23 protein-coding genes and 2 tRNA genes are annotated in these 20,340 nt (G+C 48.2%); 11 read left to right on the forward strand and 14 right to left on the reverse strand.

Translation table 11 applies throughout. The features are described from left to right. Positions 1-4: 4 nt before the first annotated feature. From ICU98_RS06130 to ICU98_RS06165, 8 genes are all read left to right on the forward strand, one after another. The gene (locus ICU98_RS06130) at positions 5-1,162 is read left to right on the forward strand and encodes a DegT/DnrJ/EryC1/StrS aminotransferase family protein (RefSeq protein ID WP_215351390.1); all 1,158 of its coding nucleotides are present in this window, start codon (positions 5-7) and stop codon (positions 1,160-1,162) included. Positions 1,163-1,225: 63 nt separating this feature from the next. Beyond that, complete coding sequence (locus tag ICU98_RS06135) at positions 1,226-2,197, forward strand: glycosyltransferase (protein WP_215351392.1); 972 nt, start codon at positions 1,226-1,228, stop codon at positions 2,195-2,197. Further along, on the forward strand, positions 2,198-3,073 hold the full coding sequence (locus ICU98_RS06140) for a formyltransferase (RefSeq protein ID WP_215351395.1): 876 nt from the start codon (positions 2,198-2,200) through the stop codon (positions 3,071-3,073). Between the two features lie 18 nt (positions 3,074-3,091). Then, on the forward strand, positions 3,092-4,138 hold the full coding sequence (locus ICU98_RS06145) for a bifunctional UDP-4-keto-pentose/UDP-xylose synthase (RefSeq protein WP_215351397.1): 1,047 nt from the start codon (positions 3,092-3,094) through the stop codon (positions 4,136-4,138). Between the two features lie 12 nt (positions 4,139-4,150). After that, a complete protein-coding gene (locus tag ICU98_RS06150; protein ID WP_215351400.1) occupies positions 4,151-5,068 on the forward strand; it encodes a polysaccharide deacetylase family protein in 918 nt (305 codons plus the stop codon). 18 nt (positions 5,069-5,086) lie between these two features. After that, positions 5,087-5,554 (forward strand): peroxiredoxin, encoded by a 468-nt coding sequence (locus ICU98_RS06155; protein WP_215351403.1) that lies wholly within the window; start codon positions 5,087-5,089, stop codon positions 5,552-5,554. A 208-nt stretch (positions 5,555-5,762) separates the two neighbouring features. Further along, on the forward strand, positions 5,763-7,427 hold the full coding sequence (locus ICU98_RS06160; RefSeq protein ID WP_215351406.1) for a PhoH family protein: 1,665 nt from the start codon (positions 5,763-5,765) through the stop codon (positions 7,425-7,427). Beyond that, complete coding sequence (locus ICU98_RS06165) at positions 7,408-7,971, forward strand: C40 family peptidase (RefSeq protein ID WP_215351409.1); 564 nt, start codon at positions 7,408-7,410, stop codon at positions 7,969-7,971. Before ICU98_RS06160 ends, ICU98_RS06165 begins: the two co-directional genes overlap by 20 nt. Here ICU98_RS06165 and dnaB read toward each other — a convergent pair. From dnaB to ICU98_RS06195, 6 genes are all read right to left on the reverse strand, one after another. Then, positions 7,968-9,416 (reverse strand): replicative DNA helicase, encoded by a 1,449-nt coding sequence (dnaB, locus tag ICU98_RS06170; protein ID WP_371818422.1) that lies wholly within the window; start codon positions 9,414-9,416, stop codon positions 7,968-7,970. The genes ICU98_RS06165 and dnaB overlap by 4 nt on opposite strands. 24 nt (positions 9,417-9,440) lie before the next feature. Next, positions 9,441-9,893, reverse strand: coding sequence for a 50S ribosomal protein L9 (rplI, locus tag ICU98_RS06175; protein ID WP_215335906.1), 453 nt, complete (start codon positions 9,891-9,893; stop codon positions 9,441-9,443). A gap of 13 nt (positions 9,894-9,906) precedes the next feature. Beyond that, positions 9,907-10,179: a 30S ribosomal protein S18 gene (rpsR, locus tag ICU98_RS06180; RefSeq protein WP_112204645.1), complete on the reverse strand. Its 273-nt coding sequence runs from the start codon at positions 10,177-10,179 to the stop codon at positions 9,907-9,909. 12 nt (positions 10,180-10,191) lie between these two features. After that, the gene (priB, locus tag ICU98_RS06185; protein ID WP_215335907.1) at positions 10,192-10,485 is read right to left on the reverse strand and encodes a primosomal replication protein N; all 294 of its coding nucleotides are present in this window, start codon (positions 10,483-10,485) and stop codon (positions 10,192-10,194) included. A gap of 59 nt (positions 10,486-10,544) precedes the next feature. Beyond that, positions 10,545-10,919 (reverse strand): 30S ribosomal protein S6, encoded by a 375-nt coding sequence (gene rpsF / locus ICU98_RS06190; protein ID WP_215335908.1) that lies wholly within the window; start codon positions 10,917-10,919, stop codon positions 10,545-10,547. A gap of 113 nt (positions 10,920-11,032) precedes the next feature. Next, positions 11,033-12,109, reverse strand: a complete 1,077-nt coding sequence (locus ICU98_RS06195; RefSeq protein ID WP_215351411.1) for an asparaginase — start codon at positions 12,107-12,109, stop codon at positions 11,033-11,035. A gap of 63 nt (positions 12,110-12,172) precedes the next feature. On the opposite strand from ICU98_RS06195, the gene lexA reads away from it, so the two are divergent. Next, the gene (gene lexA / locus ICU98_RS06200) at positions 12,173-12,892 is read left to right on the forward strand and encodes a transcriptional repressor LexA (protein WP_215351413.1); all 720 of its coding nucleotides are present in this window, start codon (positions 12,173-12,175) and stop codon (positions 12,890-12,892) included. Positions 12,893-12,961: 69 nt separating this feature from the next. Here lexA and ICU98_RS06205 read toward each other — a convergent pair whose 3' ends face one another. From ICU98_RS06205 to uvrC, 5 genes are all read right to left on the reverse strand, one after another. After that, positions 12,962-13,417, reverse strand: a complete 456-nt coding sequence (locus ICU98_RS06205) for a hypothetical protein (RefSeq protein WP_215351416.1) — start codon at positions 13,415-13,417, stop codon at positions 12,962-12,964. A 95-nt stretch (positions 13,418-13,512) separates the two neighbouring features. Continuing rightward, positions 13,513-13,586, reverse strand: a tRNA-Cys gene (locus tag ICU98_RS06210). A 47-nt stretch (positions 13,587-13,633) separates the two neighbouring features. Then, positions 13,634-13,709, reverse strand: a tRNA-Gly gene (locus ICU98_RS06215). Positions 13,710-13,782: 73 nt separating this feature from the next. Continuing rightward, on the reverse strand, positions 13,783-14,358 hold the full coding sequence (gene pgsA, locus ICU98_RS06220) for a CDP-diacylglycerol--glycerol-3-phosphate 3-phosphatidyltransferase (RefSeq protein ID WP_215351419.1): 576 nt from the start codon (positions 14,356-14,358) through the stop codon (positions 13,783-13,785). A 48-nt stretch (positions 14,359-14,406) separates the two neighbouring features. Next, positions 14,407-16,326 (reverse strand): excinuclease ABC subunit UvrC, encoded by a 1,920-nt coding sequence (gene uvrC / locus ICU98_RS06225; RefSeq protein WP_215351422.1) that lies wholly within the window; start codon positions 16,324-16,326, stop codon positions 14,407-14,409. On the opposite strand from uvrC, the gene earP reads away from it, so the two are divergent. Further along, positions 16,325-17,395 carry an elongation factor P maturation arginine rhamnosyltransferase EarP gene (gene earP, locus ICU98_RS06230; protein ID WP_215351425.1) on the forward strand — a complete coding sequence of 357 codons (1,071 nt, stop codon included), beginning with the start codon at positions 16,325-16,327 and terminating at the stop codon, positions 17,393-17,395. The two genes, uvrC and earP, sit on opposite strands and share 2 nt — an antisense overlap. 86 nt (positions 17,396-17,481) lie before the next feature. After that, on the forward strand, positions 17,482-18,042 hold the full coding sequence (gene efp, locus ICU98_RS06235; protein ID WP_215335915.1) for an elongation factor P: 561 nt from the start codon (positions 17,482-17,484) through the stop codon (positions 18,040-18,042). Positions 18,043-18,087: 45 nt separating this feature from the next. Here efp and nagZ read toward each other — a convergent pair whose 3' ends face one another. From nagZ to pdxJ, 3 genes are read right to left on the reverse strand one after another with little or no spacing between them, the layout of a single operon-like run. Next, the gene (gene nagZ, locus ICU98_RS06240; RefSeq protein WP_215351427.1) at positions 18,088-19,170 is read right to left on the reverse strand and encodes a beta-N-acetylhexosaminidase; all 1,083 of its coding nucleotides are present in this window, start codon (positions 19,168-19,170) and stop codon (positions 18,088-18,090) included. Positions 19,171-19,183: 13 nt separating this feature from the next. Continuing rightward, complete coding sequence (gene acpS, locus ICU98_RS06245; RefSeq protein ID WP_215351430.1) at positions 19,184-19,579, reverse strand: holo-ACP synthase; 396 nt, start codon at positions 19,577-19,579, stop codon at positions 19,184-19,186. Next, on the reverse strand, positions 19,576-20,322 hold the full coding sequence (gene pdxJ / locus ICU98_RS06250; protein WP_215351433.1) for a pyridoxine 5'-phosphate synthase: 747 nt from the start codon (positions 20,320-20,322) through the stop codon (positions 19,576-19,578). The genes acpS and pdxJ overlap by 4 nt, the downstream gene beginning before the upstream one ends. Positions 20,323-20,340: the final 18 nt, after the last annotated feature.

Below are 20,340 nucleotides of genomic sequence, written 5' to 3' on the forward strand. Positions count from 1 at the left end.
CACCATGGCTCATACCCCTTTTATTCCCTTTACGCGCCCCAGCTTTGATGAGGCGACGATTGATGCCGTGGGTGAAGTATTGCGCTCAGGCTGGGTGACCTCAGGCCCTAAGTTAGCTGAATTCGAGGCAGCCCTCAGCGACTATTTTGGAGGTCTTCCTGTGCGTTGTTTTGCCAACGGCACGGCAACCATGAAGATTGCGCTCCAAGTGGCTGGCATTGGCGAAGGCGATGAAGTCATCACCACCCCCATCTCTTGGGTTGCTACTTCTAATGTGATTTTGGGTGTTGGGGCTAAACCGGTGTTTGTGGATATTGACCCAGTTACTCGTAATCTCGATCTATCCAAAGTAGCTGCTGCAATCAGCCACAAAACCCGCGCCATCATGCCGGTCTATCTAGCTGGCTTACCTGTCGATATGGATAAGTTGTACGACTTAGCTCAGCAACACCAATTGCGCGTGATTGAAGATGCTGCGCAAGCCTTTGGCTCATCTTGGAAAGGTCAAAAGATCGGCAGTATCGGTGATCTCGTGAGTTTTAGTTTTCAAGCGAATAAGAATCTGTCTACTGTAGAAGGTGGCTGCTTGGTTTTTAACAATCTGGATGAGGTAAAACTCGCTGAGAAACTGCGCTTACAAGGCGTGACTCGGCAAGGCATGGATGGCATGGATGTCGATGTATTGGGCGGAAAAGATAACCTCACCGATGTCAATGCCGTGATCGGTCTTCATCAACTCAAACAACTACCCCAATTTCAGGCCAAGCGAACCGAGTTAGCGCGTCACTACTTTGCAAGTCTTCGTCAAGAAATCCAATCAGCAGGTCTGGAGAGTTTGCACTTAGAGCTGCCTCCAGAAAATTTCACAGATAGTAATTGGCATATGTTCCAAGTGGTTTTGCCTTTAAACCAACTCCAGGTCGATCGCGCACAAGTCATGACAGAACTAAAAGGGCTGGGCATTGGCACAGGCTTACATTACCCAGCAATCACCGGCTTTAGCCTTTACACAAAACTGGGTTACCAGGTCAGCGATACACCGATCGCCGAGCGTATTGGCCGATCCATTCTGACTCTGCCATTATTTCCGGGCCTCAATCAATCCGATGTGGAGCGTATCTGCAAAAGCCTGGTTGCCATCCTCAAAAAGCACGCTAAATAGTCCTTTGACGACCCCCATTGGCCATAATCGGGGCCACATGCCAAGATCAGGCAAAATTGAGGGATGACTGCGAATATAGCCACCCCAGCTAATCAGCCTCAACTGAGCATCGTTATCCCCGTTTATAACGAGGAAGATGGCCTGCAAGCCCTCTTTGATCGCCTCTACCCCGCAATGGATCGTGTGGCGGCCAAGCACCAACTTGCCTATGAAATCATTTTCGTGAACGATGGCAGTAAAGATCGCTCTGCTGGCATGCTGAGCAAGCAATTTGAGCTTCGCCCAGACCAAACCCGTGTTCTCTTATTTCACAGCAACTTTGGTCAGCATATGGCCATCATGGCTGGCTTTGAATACGCCCAAGGGAATTACATCATTACCTTGGATGCCGACCTGCAAAATCCTCCTGAGGAGATTGATGCCCTAGTTGTCGAGTTACTCAAAGGACATGACTATGTTGGCACGATTCGCGCTGATCGTCGCGATAGTTTCTTCCGAAAATTTGCTTCACGAATGATGAATCGTCTGCGCCACAGCATTACCCACATCACCATGACAGATCAAGGCTGCATGCTCCGTGGCTATAGCCGTCGAATTGTGGACTTAGTTCGTCAATGCGATGAGAGTAATACTTTCATTCCTGCTCTTGCTTATACCTTCGCTGCTGATCCAGTAGAGATTGTCGTCAAGCATGAAGAGCGTTTTGCTGGCGAATCCAAATATAGTCTCTATCAATTGATTCGCTTGAACTTTGATTTAGTGACCGGTTTCTCTGTCATGCCACTCCAGATCTTTTCGATCCTAGGCATGCTCCTGGCTCTGGCTTCCGGTATTTTGTTTATCTATCTGCTAGTACGCCGCTTCTTGCTGGGGGCTGAAGTTGAGGGTGTATTTACCCTCTTTGCACTCACCTTCTGCTTGATCGGTGTAATGCTCTTTGGCCTGGGCTTAGTCGGTGAATACATCGGGCGTATCTATCAACAGGTTAGACAACGTCCTCGCTATGTTGTTAAAACTGTTCTCGAGAAAAAATAATTGCGTGCAGTCGTCTTTGCCTATCACGATGTAGGCGTCAATTGCTTACAGGCATTGCTGGATGCAGGCATTCAAGTGGATCTAGTGCTCACTCATCATGATGATCCACATGAAAATATTTGGTTTGGCAGTGTGGCTAGACTCTGTGAAGAAAAGCAGATACCTTACATTCAGCCTAGCGCTAGCGAATTGTTAAGCCTTACTCCAAAACTCCAAGCGCTTGCACCAGACTACCTCTTTTCTTTTTACTATCGCTACATGATTCCGGCAGATATTCTGAGTTGCGCCAGAATCGCGGCTCTGAATATGCATGGCTCGTTACTACCAAAGTACCGCGGTAGAGCACCGGTGAATTGGGCAATTCTGCATGGCGAATCTGAAACGGGTGCGAGCTTACACATCATGGAAGCCAAACCCGATGCGGGCGATATTGTTGGTCAAGTAGCAGTAACAATTGGTCCCGATGAAACCGCAACAGATGTATTTGCCAAAGTGAGCAAGGCCGCAGTAGCGGTTCTCAAAAGCGTACTCCCCCAACTGATTCAAGGCCAAGTTCCTCGCAAACCCAATCTTTTGAGTGAGGGTAGTTATTTTGGTGGACGCAAGCCTGAAGATGGGCGCATACATTGGGCCCAGACCGCTCAGCAGGTCCATAACTTGGTCCGTGCGGTGGCACCCCCCTATCCTGGAGCCTTTACCGACTTTCAAGGACAGACACGGATTGTGGCAAAAACCCATTTGGGCGGGCCATTTCCTCAGGGGCTGAATCTTCAGACTCCGGGAGTCCAAGTGGTTGATAATCGGGTATTTGGTATCTGCGGAGACCAACGGGCTCTGGAAATTCTAGAGTGGTATCCCGCAAACAAAACTTCATGAAAACGGGGCAGTAGAAAGATGAAAAAAGTACTCATTCTGGGTGTTAATGGCTTTATCGGCCACCACCTCTCCAAGCGGATACTGGAGACAACTGATTGGGATGTCTATGGCATGGACATGCAAAACGATCGCTTAGGTGATTTGATCAATCATCCACGGATGCATTTCTTTGAGGGTGACATCACCATCAATAAAGAATGGGTTGAGTACCATATTCGCAAATGCGATGTGATCCTCCCACTTGTAGCGATTGCAACTCCAGCAACTTACGTCCAACAGCCGTTGAAAGTTTTTGAGCTCGACTTTGAGGCTAATTTGCCCATCGTGCGCTCTGCCATGAAATACAAAAAGCATTTGGTCTTCCCTTCAACCTCAGAAGTCTATGGCATGTGCGAAGACGGCGAGTTTGATCCCGGCACATCCAATCTAGTCTATGGCCCAATCAATAAACCCCGTTGGATTTATGCCTGCTCAAAGCAACTGATGGATCGCGTGATCTGGGGTTACGGCATGGAAGGCTTGCGCTTTACCCTGTTCCGTCCATTCAACTGGATTGGCCCTGGTCTAGACAGCATCTACACCCCAAAAGAGGGATCCTCACGGGTGGTAACTCAGTTCTTAGGCCATATCGTGCGCGGTGAGCCCATCAATTTAGTTGATGGTGGTGCTCAAAAAAGAGCCTTCACATATATTGACGACGGCATCGATGCCTTGATGCACATCATCGCCAACCAGAACGATATTGCCAATGGCAAGATTTATAACATCGGCAATCCAAAAAACAATCACTCTGTACGCGACCTCGCTAATCAGATGCTTGAGATTGCCAGAAGTATTCCTGAATACGCGAAGAGCGCCAAAGAAGTGAAGATTGTCGAAACTACCTCAGGCGCTTATTACGGCGAGGGCTACCAAGATGTGCAGAACCGAGTTCCCGCAATCGATAACACCATGGCTGAATTGGGCTGGAAGCCCACCACCACCATGACTGATGCGCTCAAGAATATTTTTGAAGCCTATCGTCAGGATGTGGATAAAGCCCGTCAACTCGTCGACTCAGACTAATTCTCGAGGTCCATGGCAAAAATTGCTCTCAAGGTTGATGTTGATACCTTACGCGGCACGAAAGAAGGTGCCCCAAATCTAGCGCGTCTTTTTCAGCACTACGATCTTAAGGCTACCTTTTTATTTAGCTTAGGGCCTGACCATACCGGCTGGGCCTTGAAGCGCGTCTTTCGTCCGGGCTTTCTGAAAAAAGTCAGCCGCACCTCAGTCTTAGAGCACTACGGTCTCAAAACATTGCTGTACGGGGTATTGCTTCCGGGCCCTGATATTGGCAAGCAAGCGCCTGATCAAATGCGCGCAATTGATCAGGCGGGTCATGAGACTGGGATCCATACTTGGGACCACGTTGCTTGGCAGGACGCCGTTCGTAATCGCGACCCCCAGTGGACTCATGCACAAATGCAAAAGAGTTGGGATCGTTTTGTGGAGATCTTCGGCCATCCTCCAGTCACTTACGGTGCAGCTGGCTGGCAAATGAATGAAGCTGCGTTTGAGCAACTCGACCAATGGGGTATTCACTACTCTTCTGACGGAAGATCTGAGCCCAACTTAATACCCTACCGTTTGGCACTCTCATCCGGCAAAGCGAAGCATGTACAGTACCCCACTACGCTTCCAACTTTTGATGAACTGATCGGGGTGGATGATGCCTCCGAACTGGATGCCGTTAAACAAATCCTGGCTATAACCCAAAGCAATCCCAACGATCAAGTCTTTACCTTGCATGCTGAGCTCGAGGGCCAAAAACTGCTCCCCGCTTTTGAAGCCCTGATTCGGGGCTGGCTAGAGCAGGGTCACGATTTAGTCACCATGGGAGAGTTACATCAATCATGGGTAGCGACAAAACAGCTTGATAAGATAGCGGTAATGCCCCTGGTTTGGAGTGAGATCCCCAATCGGAGTGGTGAACTCATCGTACAAACCCATTGATAATTAAGAGAGACTAATATGACTGTAAGCATCGGCCAAACCATTCCTAACTGTGCCATTCCTGCTACTTCAGGCCTGACCTTTACCCCAGAATCTGCCCAAGGCAAAAAATTGGTGCTCTACTTCTATCCGAAAGATATGACTCCAGGTTGTACCGCTGAGTCTGGTGAGTTTAGAGATCATATTGAGGCCTTTAGCAAAGCCAATACCTTGGTTGTTGGCGTCTCCCGCGATAGCCTCAAATCACACGATAATTTCCGCAGTAAATTAGGCTTGCCGTTTGAATTGGTTGCCGATACTGAAGAGCAGCTTTGCCAGATCTTTGGTGTCATGAAGATGAAAAACATGTATGGCAAACAAGTCCGTGGCGTAGAGCGCAGCACCTTTCTTTTTGACGCTTCAGGCAAGCTCGTTAAAGAGTGGCGTGGCCTCAAAGTTCCAGGTCATGTGACAGAAGTATTACAGGCTGCTCAGGCAATTAAATAAATTTGCTGCAGGCGCTTGCAAAGCTCTGAATTTGGGGTAAAGTATTTACATGCACCGTAAACGACGGGAAAGTCTGACAATCCGTTTGAATCATCAGCCTGAAGACTCTAGAGCAGGCGCGGTAAATAACCCCCTCTTTTTTGTATCCAGTTTCATCACAAACCGTCAATGCAAATCGCTTGGCGGTTTTTTCTTTTAGGAGAGCTGCATGCCATTGCCACCCATCCCAACTCAAATTGCTGGTCAAGTGAAGTTGAGCGCTAAAGACACACCAGATTTAAAGAAACGTCCTGCTCCAGCAAAACCGGTTGTGATGGAAAATCATGCACCCGATTGGGCTCATGATGATGAGGTTGATTTATCTGCTGCTGAGGAAGCCCTGGAGAAGATTAAAAGCGATCATCGTCCAGCACAAATTCAACGTACTGAAGCAAAAGCGCCAGCCCCCGAAAAGCCAAAGCGGATCATTCGCACTGGCCCTCCTAGCTTATTCGTGCTCGATACCAATGTCTTGATGCATGATCCAAGCTCGCTGTTCCGCTTCGATGAGCACGATCTGTTTTTGCCAATGACTACCTTAGAGGAATTGGATAATCACAAAAAGGGAATGACGGAAGTAGCACGCAATGCCCGTACCGTCAGTCGCTCACTCGATCAACTGGTCGCCGGCACTAATGGTTCACTGGATGAAGGTATTCCGCTGAACAAACTGGGTAATCAAGATGTATCCGGTCGTCTCTATTTCCAGACCAAGTTATCTACCCAAGCTTTGCCAGAAGGTCTACCTGAAGGTAAAGGTGACAACATGATTCTGGCGGTCGTGAGTGAGTTGCAAAAAACTCGCCAGGGCCAAGAGGTGGTGTTGGTTTCTAAAGATATCAATATGCGCATCAAGGCTCGCGCCTTGGGATTACCAGCAGAAGATTATTTCAATGACCAAGTCTTAGAAGACCGTGACCTGATGTACTCCGGCGTGATGACATTGGCTGCCGATTTTTGGCCCAAGCATGGCAAGTCGATGGAGAGCTGGGCAGACTCCAAGTCAGGTACGATGTTCTATCGCGTGACCGGCCCAGCTGTCCCAAGCATGCTGGTGAATCAGTTTGTCTATCAAGAAAATCCTGACGGCTCCACACCGTTCTACGCCCAAGTCCGCGAGATCAACGGCAAGACCGCCCTACTACAAACATTGAGAGATTTTTCTCATCAGAAAAATAATGTTTGGAGTGTGACTGCCCGCAATCGTGAGCAAAACTTTGCGATGAACCTACTCATGAATCCTGAGATCGATTTTGTAACGCTCTTAGGTCAAGCGGGTACAGGTAAAACCTTGTTGGCTTTGGCTGCTGGACTGGAGCAAGTGCTAGATAGCAAGCGTTATAACGAAATCATCATCACCCGCGCTACCGTTCCAGTAGGTGAGGATATCGGCTTTTTACCAGGTACCGAAGAGGAGAAAATGCAGCCATGGATGGGTGCCTTTGACGATAACCTTGAAGTGTTGCATCGCAATGATGACAATGCTGGTGAATGGGGTCGCGCTGCTACTCAAGAGCTCATTCGCTCACGCATCAAAGTCAAGAGCATGAACTTCATGCGTGGCAGAACCTTTGTGAGTAAGTTTGTCATTATTGATGAAGCGCAAAACTTAACTCCCAAACAAATGAAAACCTTGGTTACCCGCGCAGGCCCAGGAACTAAGATTATTTGCTTGGGCAATATTGCCCAGATTGATACGCCTTACTTAACTGAAGGATCTTCGGGTCTGACCTATGTTGTCGATCGCTTTAAGGGTTGGCGTCATGGTGGCCACATTACCTTGGCTCGGGGCGAGCGCTCCCGTCTTGCGGATCATGCTGCAGACGCACTCTAAGTCAAATCAATCATGCCGCATCCTTGTGGGGTGCGGCATTTTTATTTGCACCCTACTAACGCTATCAGGCTGCAGCACTTTCTCAGGCTCCAGTACCAGCGGTAAATACTCCAATCCCAAGCTCGCTCAATTCAAAAATGATACGAGCGTAGGTACAGAAGATATCTCGATTGCCGCCGTCGGTTTAGTGGGCGTTCCTTATCGCTGGGGCGGAAATAATCCCAATGGTGGCTTTGATTGCAGCGGCTTAATTAACTATGTTTATCTCAAAGCTGCCAGCATTAAGTTGCCGCGTACCATCCAAGAGATGAGCAACAAAGGCCGTAGTGTTGACAATCAACCCCCTGCTCCAGGTGACTTAGTATTCTTTAATACTACTGGTGAAAAATATTCCCATGCAGGCATTTATGTAGGTCAAGGGCGTTTTGTTCATGCGCCCAGTGCCGGTGGTACGGTGCGGTTAGAGCAAATTGAGAGCCCTTACTGGGCAGCACGCTTTACAGAAGCGAGAAGGTTTACCCTCTCAAATCAGCGCACCAATTAAAACGGCTCGTAGCCACCAGAGGAATAGCCAATGGATCCTAATGCTAAGTTATCGAACTTGGTATACGGACCTTGCCAGCTCAGGCGGATTGTCCCAATTGGACCATTACGCTGTTTGCCGATGATGATCTCTGCCATACCTTTATCTGTGGTGGTATCCGGGTGATAAACCTCATCACGATAAATAAACATGATCAAGTCAGCATCTTGCTCGATCGCTCCAGACTCTCGCAAGTCAGACATGATAGGGCGCTTGTTAGGACGTTGCTCAAGACCACGGTTTAACTGAGACAGAGCAACTACAGGGCATTGCAATTCTTTTGCAAGCGACTTTAGTGAACGGGAGATCTCAGAAATTTCAGTAGCTCGGTTTTCAGAACTGGAGCCACCACTACCACTCATCAGTTGCAAATAGTCAATCACGACCAAACCGAGTGTGCCACCAAAGTTTCTGGCAATCCGTCTAGCGCGTGCACGCAATTCCAGACTTGATAAAGAGCCCGTTTCATCAATCAGAATTTGGGTATTACTGAGGCGGGCAATGGCATCAGTCACACGAGGCCACTCATCGTCTTGCAATTTGCCAGTTCGCATCCGGCTTTGATCTACCTTGCCTACTGAGCCAAGTAAACGAGAGGCCAATTGCTCACCCGACATCTCCATTGAGAAGACTACGACTGGCAAACCTTCAGAAAGCGCTACATTCTCAGCGATATTCAATGCAAAAGCCGTTTTCCCCATTGAGGGTCTGCCGGCCACAATCACCAAGTCACCTTTTTGCAAACCACTAGTTTGCTTATCTAAATCAATAAAGCCTGTAGCAATACCAGTAATGTCGCTACCGCCTTGACGGTTATATAACTCGTCGATGCGTGCAACAACGGATTTCAGCAAGGGCTCAATCTCGAGCCAATCGTTTTTACGATTGCCTTCTTCACCGATCTGCAAAATGCGTGACTCTGCTTCATCCAGCAAAGTTCTCACCGATCGTCCTTCAGGCACAAAAGCCGAATTCACAATCGCGTCGGAGACTTCGATTAAGCGTCGCAGAATACTACGATCACGCACGATATCAGCGTAACCCTTGATATTGGCCGAGCTAGGTGTGTTCTGCGCTAGAGAATTCAGGTAATCAATACCCACCAGATCACCACCCTGCTCTGCCTTTACGGCATCGTGCACGGTAATCACATCAGCTGGTTGATTCTCACCAATCAGACGTGCCAGCACCTTGAATACCAAGGCATGTTCAGGACGGTAGAAATCTTGATCTGTTAACACACCACCTAAGCGGTCCCAGGCGGTGTTATCGAGTAGTAGACCGCCGAGCAATGATTGCTCGGCTTCTACAGAGTGAGGCGGGACTTTTAAAGCCTGCAGGGCTGAGTCCCCAGAACCCGTCATGCCAGGATTCAGCGTAACGGAACGTGAGCGGGATTCAGCCATGAGGCTAGTTTACAGTTCTAAAACTTAAGCTTGCTCGCCAATGACACGAATGGTGATATCAGCCACTACATCGGTATGAACTGCAACCGCTACTGGGTGATCACCAACCATTTTCAATGGGCCAGTAGGCATACGAATAGATGATTTTTCGATCTCAAAACCTTTGGTCTTCAAAGCATCAGCGATGTCATGGTTAGTGACTGAGCCAAACAAACGTCCATCCACACCTGCTTTTTGACCGATTTCCAAAACAAGATCTTTCATCTTGACGCCAACCGCTTCAGCAGCAGCCAATTTCTCAGCAGCTAACTTTTCCAATTCAGCACGACGTACTGCAAAGTCAGCAATCGCAGCTTCAGTAGCACGACGGGCTTTACGTTGTGGGATCAAGAAATTGCGAGCGTAGCCATCTTTAACACGAACAACGTCGCCAAGATTGCCCAAATTGGTTACTTTTTCTAAAAGAATAATTTGCATAATGGGCTCCTAATTATTTCTTGTGTTGATCTGAGAAAGGTAACAGAGCCAAGAAACGGGCACGCTTGATAGCGGTGTCCAATTGACGCTGATACTTTGCTTTTGTGCCTGTCAAACGTGCAGGGGTGATCTTTGCATTCTCAGCAATGAAGTCCTTCAAGGTGTCGACATCTTTGTAATCGATCTGCTCAACACCAGCAACGGTAAAACGGCAATAACGCTTACGCTTGAACAATGGGTTCTGAGCGGGCTTCTTTTTGAAATCGGGTTTCTTTCCAAACGCCATGATGATTCCTCTTTAATCTTTCAATTGAATATGGGTAATGTGGAAAACGAGTCTTTGATTACGTAAGGTCTTGGGGGCTAAAAATCCTTCAAACACTGCCTCGATTCCTAAATCCATTTGCTCTATACCCTTTTGAATTGGGCCAATTGCAATGGCTTCGACACTCATCTGAATTTTCCGCGCTACTCCTACTTCGTTAGCTTCACCAGCATGTTCTAGCTGGCAATGCATCACTGGTATTCCAGCGGGGGTAAATCGAATTGCGTCTTTAGCAACCAAGCGTGCAGTAAGGGTGAAATGATTCAACGCCGTTCCGCCACTCTATTTCGTTTCGTAGTCTCTGCTTTCCTCTTCAAATTTCTTACTTAGACAGCCACTTCTGGCACATCGGTATGAGCTTGTTTGCGCGCTTCTTCACGCTGCACTTCTTTCATCATGATGGAAGGCTCTGTTTCAGCTTTCTTAGTCTTGATGATGAGGTGGCGCAAAACAGCATCATTAAATTTGAACGCATGCTCAAGCTCTTCCAGAGTTTTCTGGTCGCACTCAATGTTCATGCAAACGTAATGGGCTTTAGCAAGTTTGTCGATCATGTAAGCCATCTGACGACGACCCCAATCTTCAATACGATGAACTTTGCCGCCGCTGGCAGCTAAGGTTGCCTTATAGCGATCAATCATCGCTGGCACTTGCTCGCTTTGGTCCGGATGGACGATAAAGACGATTTCATAATGACGCATCTAACACTCCTTTAGGGTAAAGCCACCTGGGCGTCTTGCTAAGTTCGGATGGTTGTAGAACTTAGCGACCAGTGTGGCAAGGTAGTAACAAATTGTAGGTAAACCTAAAACTCTCACCTGATTTCAGGCAAGACCGCTATTCTAGCAAAAAAATCCTGCCAAGTCAGAGATTTAGCGCTCCCGCCCTGTAAATGGGCAGCATTTAAAGCCAACTGCAGTGCGATCCTTGCTTTAGGGCTTGAAAGCTTGCCGGCTGCCGCAAAGCCGGGCTCGTCCTTTTCAGGAATATTGGGATAAACCGATCCCGCACCTGTTCGAGTGGTTCGCACAATAGCAATGCCCTGCTCAGCTGCAAGCCCTAAAGCGGACTTCCAAGCATCATGAAAGCCGCCCAAGCCCGAACCTGCAATGACTAAGCCCCTGACATCGGTTTTGAGCCAATGGGCAATAGATACCTCTCTGGCACCTGCATGACTGGTCAAAATTTCTACCCAGGGCCAAGCATCAGCAGTTGGAATAGGGAAATCCTCTGGAAAGGTCGCTAGGGTTTCCCTAACCATCGATAGCCAAGAGGGATTGACTAGGTGCATGGGGCTTGAGGATGAATCCTGAATCGGTGCATGAAGAGCGCTACTGTGCCGCTTTGCGAGATCGGCAGCCAGACAAACCTGGCCTGCAAACACGCCATAAACCCCGCCCGGGGCATTATCCAAGGGGGTAGCAGCCCAGAGAATCGCAGCCATCAGATTCTTAGGGCCATCCGCACCAGGAGCATTTGCAGGCAACATCGCACCGGTCAGAACAACCCGCTTACCCAAGGTTGATGCAAGCTTGCTGCAGGTGGCCTGGAGAAAGACTCCCGTCTCCTCAAGAGTGTCGGTACCATGGGTAATGACGATTCCTGAGACTTGGGTATTGGTAAGGGACTCCCTTACTGCATTGCCCAACTGGGTTAGCAGATCCTCACTCAGATTCCGACTATTGATGTTGGCAAGCTGACGGGAGATCAGCTGAACTCCCTCCGGAAGACCCGGCTTGAGGTGGCTCAGCAGCACGTCTACCCCCAATTGCCCAGCCTCATACTGGAGGGGGTTTCCAGAGGGATTAGAGGCTAGCCCAGCGATGGTACCCCCCATTCCAAGAATCAGAATATGAGGAGAATTTGCGCTACCTGTGGTTTTTGTGCTCATGGTTCATTATCCCGCTTCCCAAATTCTCTTGAATTGTCTAAAACTGCTGTATACAATCACAGCATGGACATAAATACAGTCGATTTCCCTGAAGAGCTAGCCGCCCTCCCTAAACTCACTCCCCGCCAAAGTGAGATCTTGGATCTCATTACCAGCGCGATCGAGGAAAGTGGTTTGCCACCTACTCGTGCAGAAATTGCAACCCGTCTGGGTTTTGCCTCTGCCAATGCAGCTGAAGAACACTTACGTGCTTTAGCTCGTAAAGGTTATGTTGAGTTGAGTCCCGGCACATCTCGCGGCATTCGCATTCCACAACGCTTCAATCAGTCGCATAGTCAATCGCGTCCGCATCAAATGTCTTTACCTTCAGGTGCATTACAACAGCTGACTCTGCCGCTCATTGGTCGCGTTGCTGCTGGCTCCCCCATCATGGCGGTTGAGCATATCGAGAAGCACGTACCCATTGACCCTAGCCTATTTAGCAAAGGTGCTGATTACTTACTCAAAGTGAAAGGCATGAGTATGCGCGATGCCGGTATTTTGGATGGAGATTACTTAGCAGTGCGTAAAACTACCGAAGTGCGCAATGGCGATATTGTGATTGCCCGCCTCGACGATGAGGTTACTGTTAAACGTTGGCAACAAAAGAAAACTGCCGATGGCATGGTCATTGAACTCCAGGCAGAGAACCCAGATTTCAAAAATATTCTGGTGGACTCTCGGCAAGCAAACTTTGCCGTTGAAGGTCAGGCAGTAGGATTGATTAGAGCTGGCGGCCTTTAAGACAAGCCTACCTTAGCAAGCAAAAAGGCCTCGTTAGAGGCCTTTTGTTTCACTACTTCGCAGCTTGTATTAACGCTTAGTAGGAGAAATCACATTCGCGTTCTTCGGGGATGAAGTGATCACAATGATTGTCTTAGGCCCACTAAATGAGCCTTCAGAAACTTCGACCGTTGCCGTTCTGTCGCCTTTAGTGAATACCAAAATACTGGTCTTGGCTTTGACTGCGCTCACAGTATTCCAGCCAGCTTTGGGGTACTCGGACTGAAAGAATGCATACACATCTGTTGCCCCTTGCAAAGCGTTAATGACAGCTCGCCCAACCCATTGATCACCACCACCGATGATGATGGACTCTGCGCCGACAATTTTGGCGCCTTGAGGCAAAGGCATATCGCCCAAGAGTTGAGTCTGCACTTCCTGAACTTCGGCGGGCGTGCCGCTGGGCGAATCACCGGTTGCGCAACCAAACAATAGGAAGGCTAATAAAACCGAGGATCCGACTTTGATCAATCTGAATACAGTCATGTTTTGCTCTTTTCAGTTATTTTTACTACAGTGCCTTAACTTACAGCAACTATAAGTATTTTAGGTGAAGCCACTATTTCGTCAAGGGAAATAGATGGAGGCGCGTGAGGGAATCGAACCCCCGTACGAAGCTTTGCAGGCTCCTGCCTAACCACTCGGCCAACGCGCCAAACTTGAATCAAAAATGGGAAGCTTTTCAGGGCTTCCCATCAAAATTGGAGCGGGAAAGGAGGTTCGAACTCCCGACCTATACCTTGGCAAGGTATCGCTCTACCAGCTGAGCTATTCCCGCATAACAGGGCAGTAGTTTAACAAACAATCGCCAAGAGAGCATTATTTCATTTCAAAGCAGATAGTCCAGAGCTTTAATCAGCCCTGCCACTCAATTGCGGTAAGGCTTTCTGCAGATAATAGAACATGGACCATAAGGTTAAAAAGGCGGCGATCCAAATCAGCCAAGTTCCAAGCCGAGCGCAATTGAGCCAACCAAAAAGGGTGTCATTGAGGAGTAAAAACGGAATCGCGATTAACTGTGCAGTGGTCTTAAGCTTGCCAACCAAATGCACCGCCACACTTCTGCCAGCACCTAAGAGTGCCATCCATTCACGTAGAGCCGAGATCGTAATCTCTCGTCCAATAATGACCAGAGCCACCCAGACCTGAACACGATCCATATTCAGTAAAACCAGTAATGCTGCAGCCACGATCAACTTATCCGCGACGGGATCCAAGAATTGTCCGAAGGCCGACTCTTGCTTCATCTTTCTGGCTAAATAACCATCCAACCAATCGGTTACTGCCGCTGCAACAAAAATAATCGTTGCAAAAAGATTTTGGTCGAATGGAGATAGCCAAGAATTCGGTAAGTAGAAAATGGCTACCAACAATGGAATGGCGGCAACGCGCAACCAGGTTAAAGCGATTGGTAGATTAAAGGGCATCGTGTAAGCATAAACCAATGCGAACCAGCTGTAGCAGGACCCTAGAAATTAATGCAGTTGCCGATAGATTTGCTCGGCTAGGGTCATCGAGATTCCATCTACTCCAGCAATTTCTTCAATGGTAGCGCCTGCCACACCTCGCAAGCCTCCAAAGCGAGCCAAGAGTTTCTGACGACGCTTGGCTCCAATCCCTTCGATCTCCTCTAAGCGAGAGACCGTTCTGGCCTTGGCGCGCTTAGCGCGCATACCGGTAATGGCAAAGCGATGCGCTTCATCCCGAATTTGTGCCACCAGCAATAGGGCTGCGCTATCAATACCTAACTCGAGCGGCTTGCGATCATCCGCGAAGATCAGCGTTTCCAGACCCACCTTACGGCCCTCACCCTTGGCAACACCCACAATCAAACTGATATCCATACCAAACTCTGTGAGGACTTGCCTTGCCATCTCCACTTGTCCTTTACCACCATCAATCAAAATCACTTGCGGTAATTTATCGACTGGCAACTCTTGAAAATTAGCATAACGTCTTTGCAATACTTGTCGCATCGCTGCGTAATCATCCCCGGGGGTAATGCCATCAATATTGAAGCGACGGTATTCGCTCGATTGCATATCATTCTTGGCATACACCACACAGGATGCTTGTGTTGCTTCACCCGAGGTATGACTAATATCAAAGCACTCGATACGTAGCCGCTCCAGATTTTCAAGATCCAAACTCAATACATCAGCTAAAGCTCGAGCGCGCGCTAGCTGTCCACCAGTCTCGACTAGGCGTTTAGTGAGAGCCAGCTTAGCATTGCCCTCTGCCATTGCTAACCAATGTCGACGCTGCCCTTGAGGTTGATGCAAGAAGGTAACTTTCTTACCCGCTTGAGTGCTTAATAGACTTTGCAAGCTCTCAACGGATTTGTCTTCTACAGATACACCATCCTCAGAGCTAGGCTGTAAAGAGTGATTGAGAATAAAAACTGGGGGAATTAAATTCGTAGTGCTAGTTCCACTTTCGCTTGGCTCATCCTCTAAGTAGTGTTGCTGAATAAAAGTTTCCAATATTTCAGCTGGGCTAGCCTGCTCACCCGAAGACATCCTTAGGCCTTTAGGGAAATACGGTCTGTCGCCCAAATGACGGCCACCGCGCACCATTGCTAAATTGACGCAAATCATGCCCTCCATTTGCGCTACTACAATGATGTCTACATCTCCCTCACCATCGGCGACGGTATCCATCGACTGTTGTTGCAGAACACTTGATAAGTCAGCGATACGATCCCGCATCACAGCGGCCATTTCAAACTCCATGGCTTCACTGTATGCTGCCATCTCTTTTTCCAGTTCAGATAGCACCCGACTATGGTCGCCCTCTAAGAAACGGGTAGCTTGCATTACATCTTGTCCGTATTGCTCCACGCTCAACCGTCCAACGCATGGGGCACTGCAGCGATGAATTTGATGAAGTAAACAAGGACGACTGCGATTCTTAAATACAGAGTCTTCGCAGGTGCGCAAGCGAAATACTTTCTGCAAAATCTGCACGCTATTGCGCACCGCCCATGAATTCGGAAAAGGGCCAAAGTAGCGATTGCGTTTATCCACCTTGCCTCGATAAGAGGCTAAACGAGGAAATGCATGTCCTGTGAGCATCACGTAGGGATAGGATTTATCATCCCGAAACAAAATATTGAATGGTGGAGACAACTCCTTAATCAGATTGTTTTCTAAAATTAAGGCTTCGGTCTCAGTTCGTGTTACCGTCGTCTCATAGCGAGCAATTTTGCGCACCATGTTTTCAATTCGCGGAGATAACTGGGTGCGCTGAAAATAACTCGATACACGCTTTTTGAGGTTGCGGGCCTTACCTACATACAGAATGTGTCCCGCTTCATCAAAAAAGCGATACACCCCCGGCAATCCGGGAAGCCGTTTAACGTCCTGCTGAAGGGTTTCAAAAAGCGAATTACTCATGCGTTGGGATATTTTCTGCCAAATCGTCGATAACTATGGTGATGCCGGTATTTGCTGGCGTCTAGCCCGAAGCTTAACAAGCCTTCATGGCCAAGAGGTCCGCATTTTCTGCGATGACCTGCCAACCCTCAATTTACTCTCCCAAGGCTGCCCCGCTGAGATTCGTGACAAGATTAAAACCGAAACTTGGGCAGCCAGCTTTGAAAATGCTCGCCACCCGGTTGAAACCCCTGATGTTGTGATCGAGGCCTTTGGCTGCCATTTACCCGAACGCTATCTGGCGGGCTTAATGGTTGCGCCAAAAAAGCCCATCATTATTAATTTGGAATACCTCAGCGCTGAACCGTGGGTACTGGACTTTCATGCTAAAGCCTCACCCCAAGCTCATGGCATGCCAAAGTATTTTTTCTTTCCAGGATTTCAAGAGGCTGCAGGTGGCATCCTGATTGATCCTATTCCAACCGAACAAAATAGCGCTGCAAGCAATCTTCCTAAAAGCTTGATCAACACTTGGACAAAGCTACGACCTGGAGCAAAACGGATCAGCGTCTTCTGCTACCCCGGCTTTCCGCTCCGCAAGTGGATTGAAGATCTGAGTGCGATAGATGAGCCAATCGATGTGATCCTTACGCATGGCCATGCAGAGCTATTAAAGATGGGCTCTACAGAATCTCTTGGGCTAGCTCCCAGTATTCAGCTGCTCTCTATACCGTTTGTTTCTCAAGATGAATATGACTGGCTACTGGCTCAATGTGATCTGAATATTGTGCGAGGAGAAGATTCATTCATCCGCGCTCAATTGGTTGGTAAGCCATTGATTTGGCATATTTACCCACAGGATGATCAAGCGCATCAAGTCAAATTGGCAGCCTTTCTGGATCTCTATCTCATCACTGCCAATCTACCTCTACAGAATGCTTGCCGAAATGCCATGAATTGGGCACTGCCCCATACCTGGTTTTCGGAACTAGATGCTTGGACCCTCCATGCCAGGGCCTGGCAAACAGATTTACTACAAAAACAAGGCGACGGAGGCCTAGCAGCGCGTTTAGTACGGTTCGTAAGCTAGACCCCTGCAGAGTAGGTCTGCGGGCGGTTACAATGCTGTCTTTGATAAAAATTGCAGATTTTTGATCTGCCCTCAGGAATAGCAAGATGAAAACAGCACAAGAACTCCGCGTTGGTAACGTAGTAATGCTCGGTACTGATCCTATGGTCGTATTGAAGGCTGAATACAGCCGCTCCGGTCGCAACTCTTCCGTTGTGAAAATGAAGTTCAAGAACCTCATTTCTGGCGCACCCAATGAGGGCGTTTATAAAGCCGATGACAAATTTGATGTCGTCATTCTTGATAAAAAAGATTGCACCTACTCCTATTTTGCCGATCCAATGTATGTCTTTATGGATACTGAATACAACCAATATGAAGTTGAAGCAGAGTTCATGGGCGACGCCCTTCATTACCTCGAAGAAGGTATGCCTTGTGAAGTAGTGTTCTACGAAGGTAAAGCACTTTCAGTTGCGATGCCTAACTCCTTGGTTCGTGAAATTATTTATACCGAGCCAGCAGTGAAAGGCGACACCAGCTCTGGCAAAGTATTAAAGAGCGCCAAGCTTGCTACCGGTTATGAATTACAAGTTCCTTTATTCTGCAACACCGGTGACAAGATTGAAATTGACACTCGGACTGGTGAATACCGCAGTCGCGCTAATTAATTAGCAAGCAACAGATGTTAAAAAGCCCGCTACTAGCGGGCTTTTTTATTGGATCAAGTCAAACTCGTTGAGCAAACCCTTTGCATGCTGATATTCAGCTTGTTTTTGTAACTCATCCCAACTGGCTGCACTAGCTGACGGCATCAATTGATTTAAACGTAATCTGGATTCAGCTTGCTTGGCTGTTGAGACTTTGAGTTTAGCCAGCAACTCATCCGCCAGATCTGGTCGGTTACAGATTAAGACTGCATCACAACCAGCCTCCAGGGCCAACTCGGCACCTTTCACCACTGATCCTGCCACGCTAGCACCTTCCATTGAGAGGTCATCACTAAAAATCACCCCCTGAAAGCCTAACTCTTGTCGCAGAACAGAGTGAAGCCAGATTCTTGAGAATCCAGCTGGAAGTTGATCTACCCGAGGATAGATGACGTGAGCAGGCATCACCGCAGCCAAACTCAGATCTAGCCATTCATAAGGCTTGGCATCATCATTGAGGATTTCATCTAGAGAGCGCTCATCGACCGGAATGGCTATGTGTGAATCGGCCTCTGCCCATCCATGCCCCGGAAAGTGTTTACCGCAATTGGCCATACCGGCCATTCGCAGGCCTTCATTCAGACTTTTTGCTAGAGCGAAAACAATTTGGGGATCACGACCAAATGATCGATCACCAATCACGGCGCTGCGCCCGAAATCTAAATCCAGTACTGGTGTAAAGCTGAAATCTACCCCGCAAGCCCTAAGCTCGGCTGCCAATACATAGCCACAGGCAGTCGCCGCTGCCATCGCTAATGCTGCAGACTCAGCAGCATGCTTTGATTGGTGCTTACCCATCCAAAGCTCACCCAATTTTCTCATTGCAGGTAAATGGGTGAAACCATCAGTCTTGCAGCGCTGCACACGTCCGCCTTCATGATCAATCGAGATCAAGACATCGGGACGTAGCTTCTTAATCTCTGCAGTCAGTTTGCTCAGTTGCTTACGATTAAAAAAGTTTCTACCAAATAAAATCACTCCACCCGTAAGTGGGTGCAAAATTCGGCGGTGATCTTCAGCATTAAGCTCGTAGCCAATGACATCCAAGGTAATGGGTCCAGGACGAGCAGCTTTATTGATTAGGGTCATTTCAATTCCTGCATTAGTTTTGTTGAGTCACAAGCACAAAAGCAATCGCCATATCTACCTCATCGCTTACGGTAACTTGAGCGTGCCACTGCTTTTCTGCCATAAATATAGCCAAGGCACCTGAATAACTTGTAACTGGCTTGCCGCTGGCTTCATTCAAGGTCTGCAATGAGCGCCAGGTCATTGGCATTCTCATCCCCAGACCGATTGCCTTTGAGAAGGCCTCTTTAGCAGCAAAACGGGTTGCCAAGAAAGCCATGCCCCGCTTGGGGTTGCGGGCTAAGCGGGCTTTGAAAATAAGCATCTCATCAGGCCCCAGAATTCTCTCTGCTAAACGCCCTTGGGTACGATCATAAGCCGCTTGTAAGCGCTCGATCTTCAAAATATCGGTACCAATACCAACAATCATGATGCGTGCTGTCTGCCTTGGTTCATGAGGGCTTTCATATCGATAATGGCTTTTTGCCAACCCTTGAAGAGGGCCTCAGCCACAAGCGCATGACCGATATTCAGCTCAGATAATTCGGTCATGGCAGCGATAGGCAAGACATTATTTTCATTCAAGCCATGACCAGCATTAACTCTGAGACCCAAACTTTTACCAAACTGAGCAGCTTGTTGAATACGTTCTATCTCAGCAGCCTGCTCTACTCCAGCAAGATCTGCATAACGTCCAGTATGCAGTTCAATTACTGTGGCGCCCACATCTTTAGCCGCCTGAATTTGATTTACTTCAGGATCAATAAAAAGTGAGACCCGAATATCTGCGGCTTGTAATTGCTGAGTAGCGGCTTTGACAGCAGCAAAATGGGTCACTACATCTAAACCGCCCTCAGTCGTTACCTCTTCCCGTTTTTCTGGAACTAGACATACATCATGTGGCTTTACTTGACAGGCAATTGCCAGCATCTCGGACGTAACCGCACACTCTAAATTCATGCGGGTTTTGATTAATGGACGCAAAGCCAAGAGGTCGGCATCTTTAATATGGCGACGATCTTCACGCAAGTGCAAGGTAATCAAATCTGCGCCAGCCTCTTCAGCCAAGCGAGCTGCCCGAATGGGATCAGGATAGCGAGTACCTCGTGCATTACGCAAGGTGGCAATATGATCAATATTGACACCGAGCTCAAGGGTTGGGGAGGGGCTCATAACAATAGATTACTGGAA

It is taken from the genome of Polynucleobacter sp. MWH-P3-07-1 (assembly GCF_018687555.1).
In the GTDB taxonomy this organism is placed as follows: Bacteria; Pseudomonadota; Gammaproteobacteria; order Burkholderiales; family Burkholderiaceae; genus Polynucleobacter.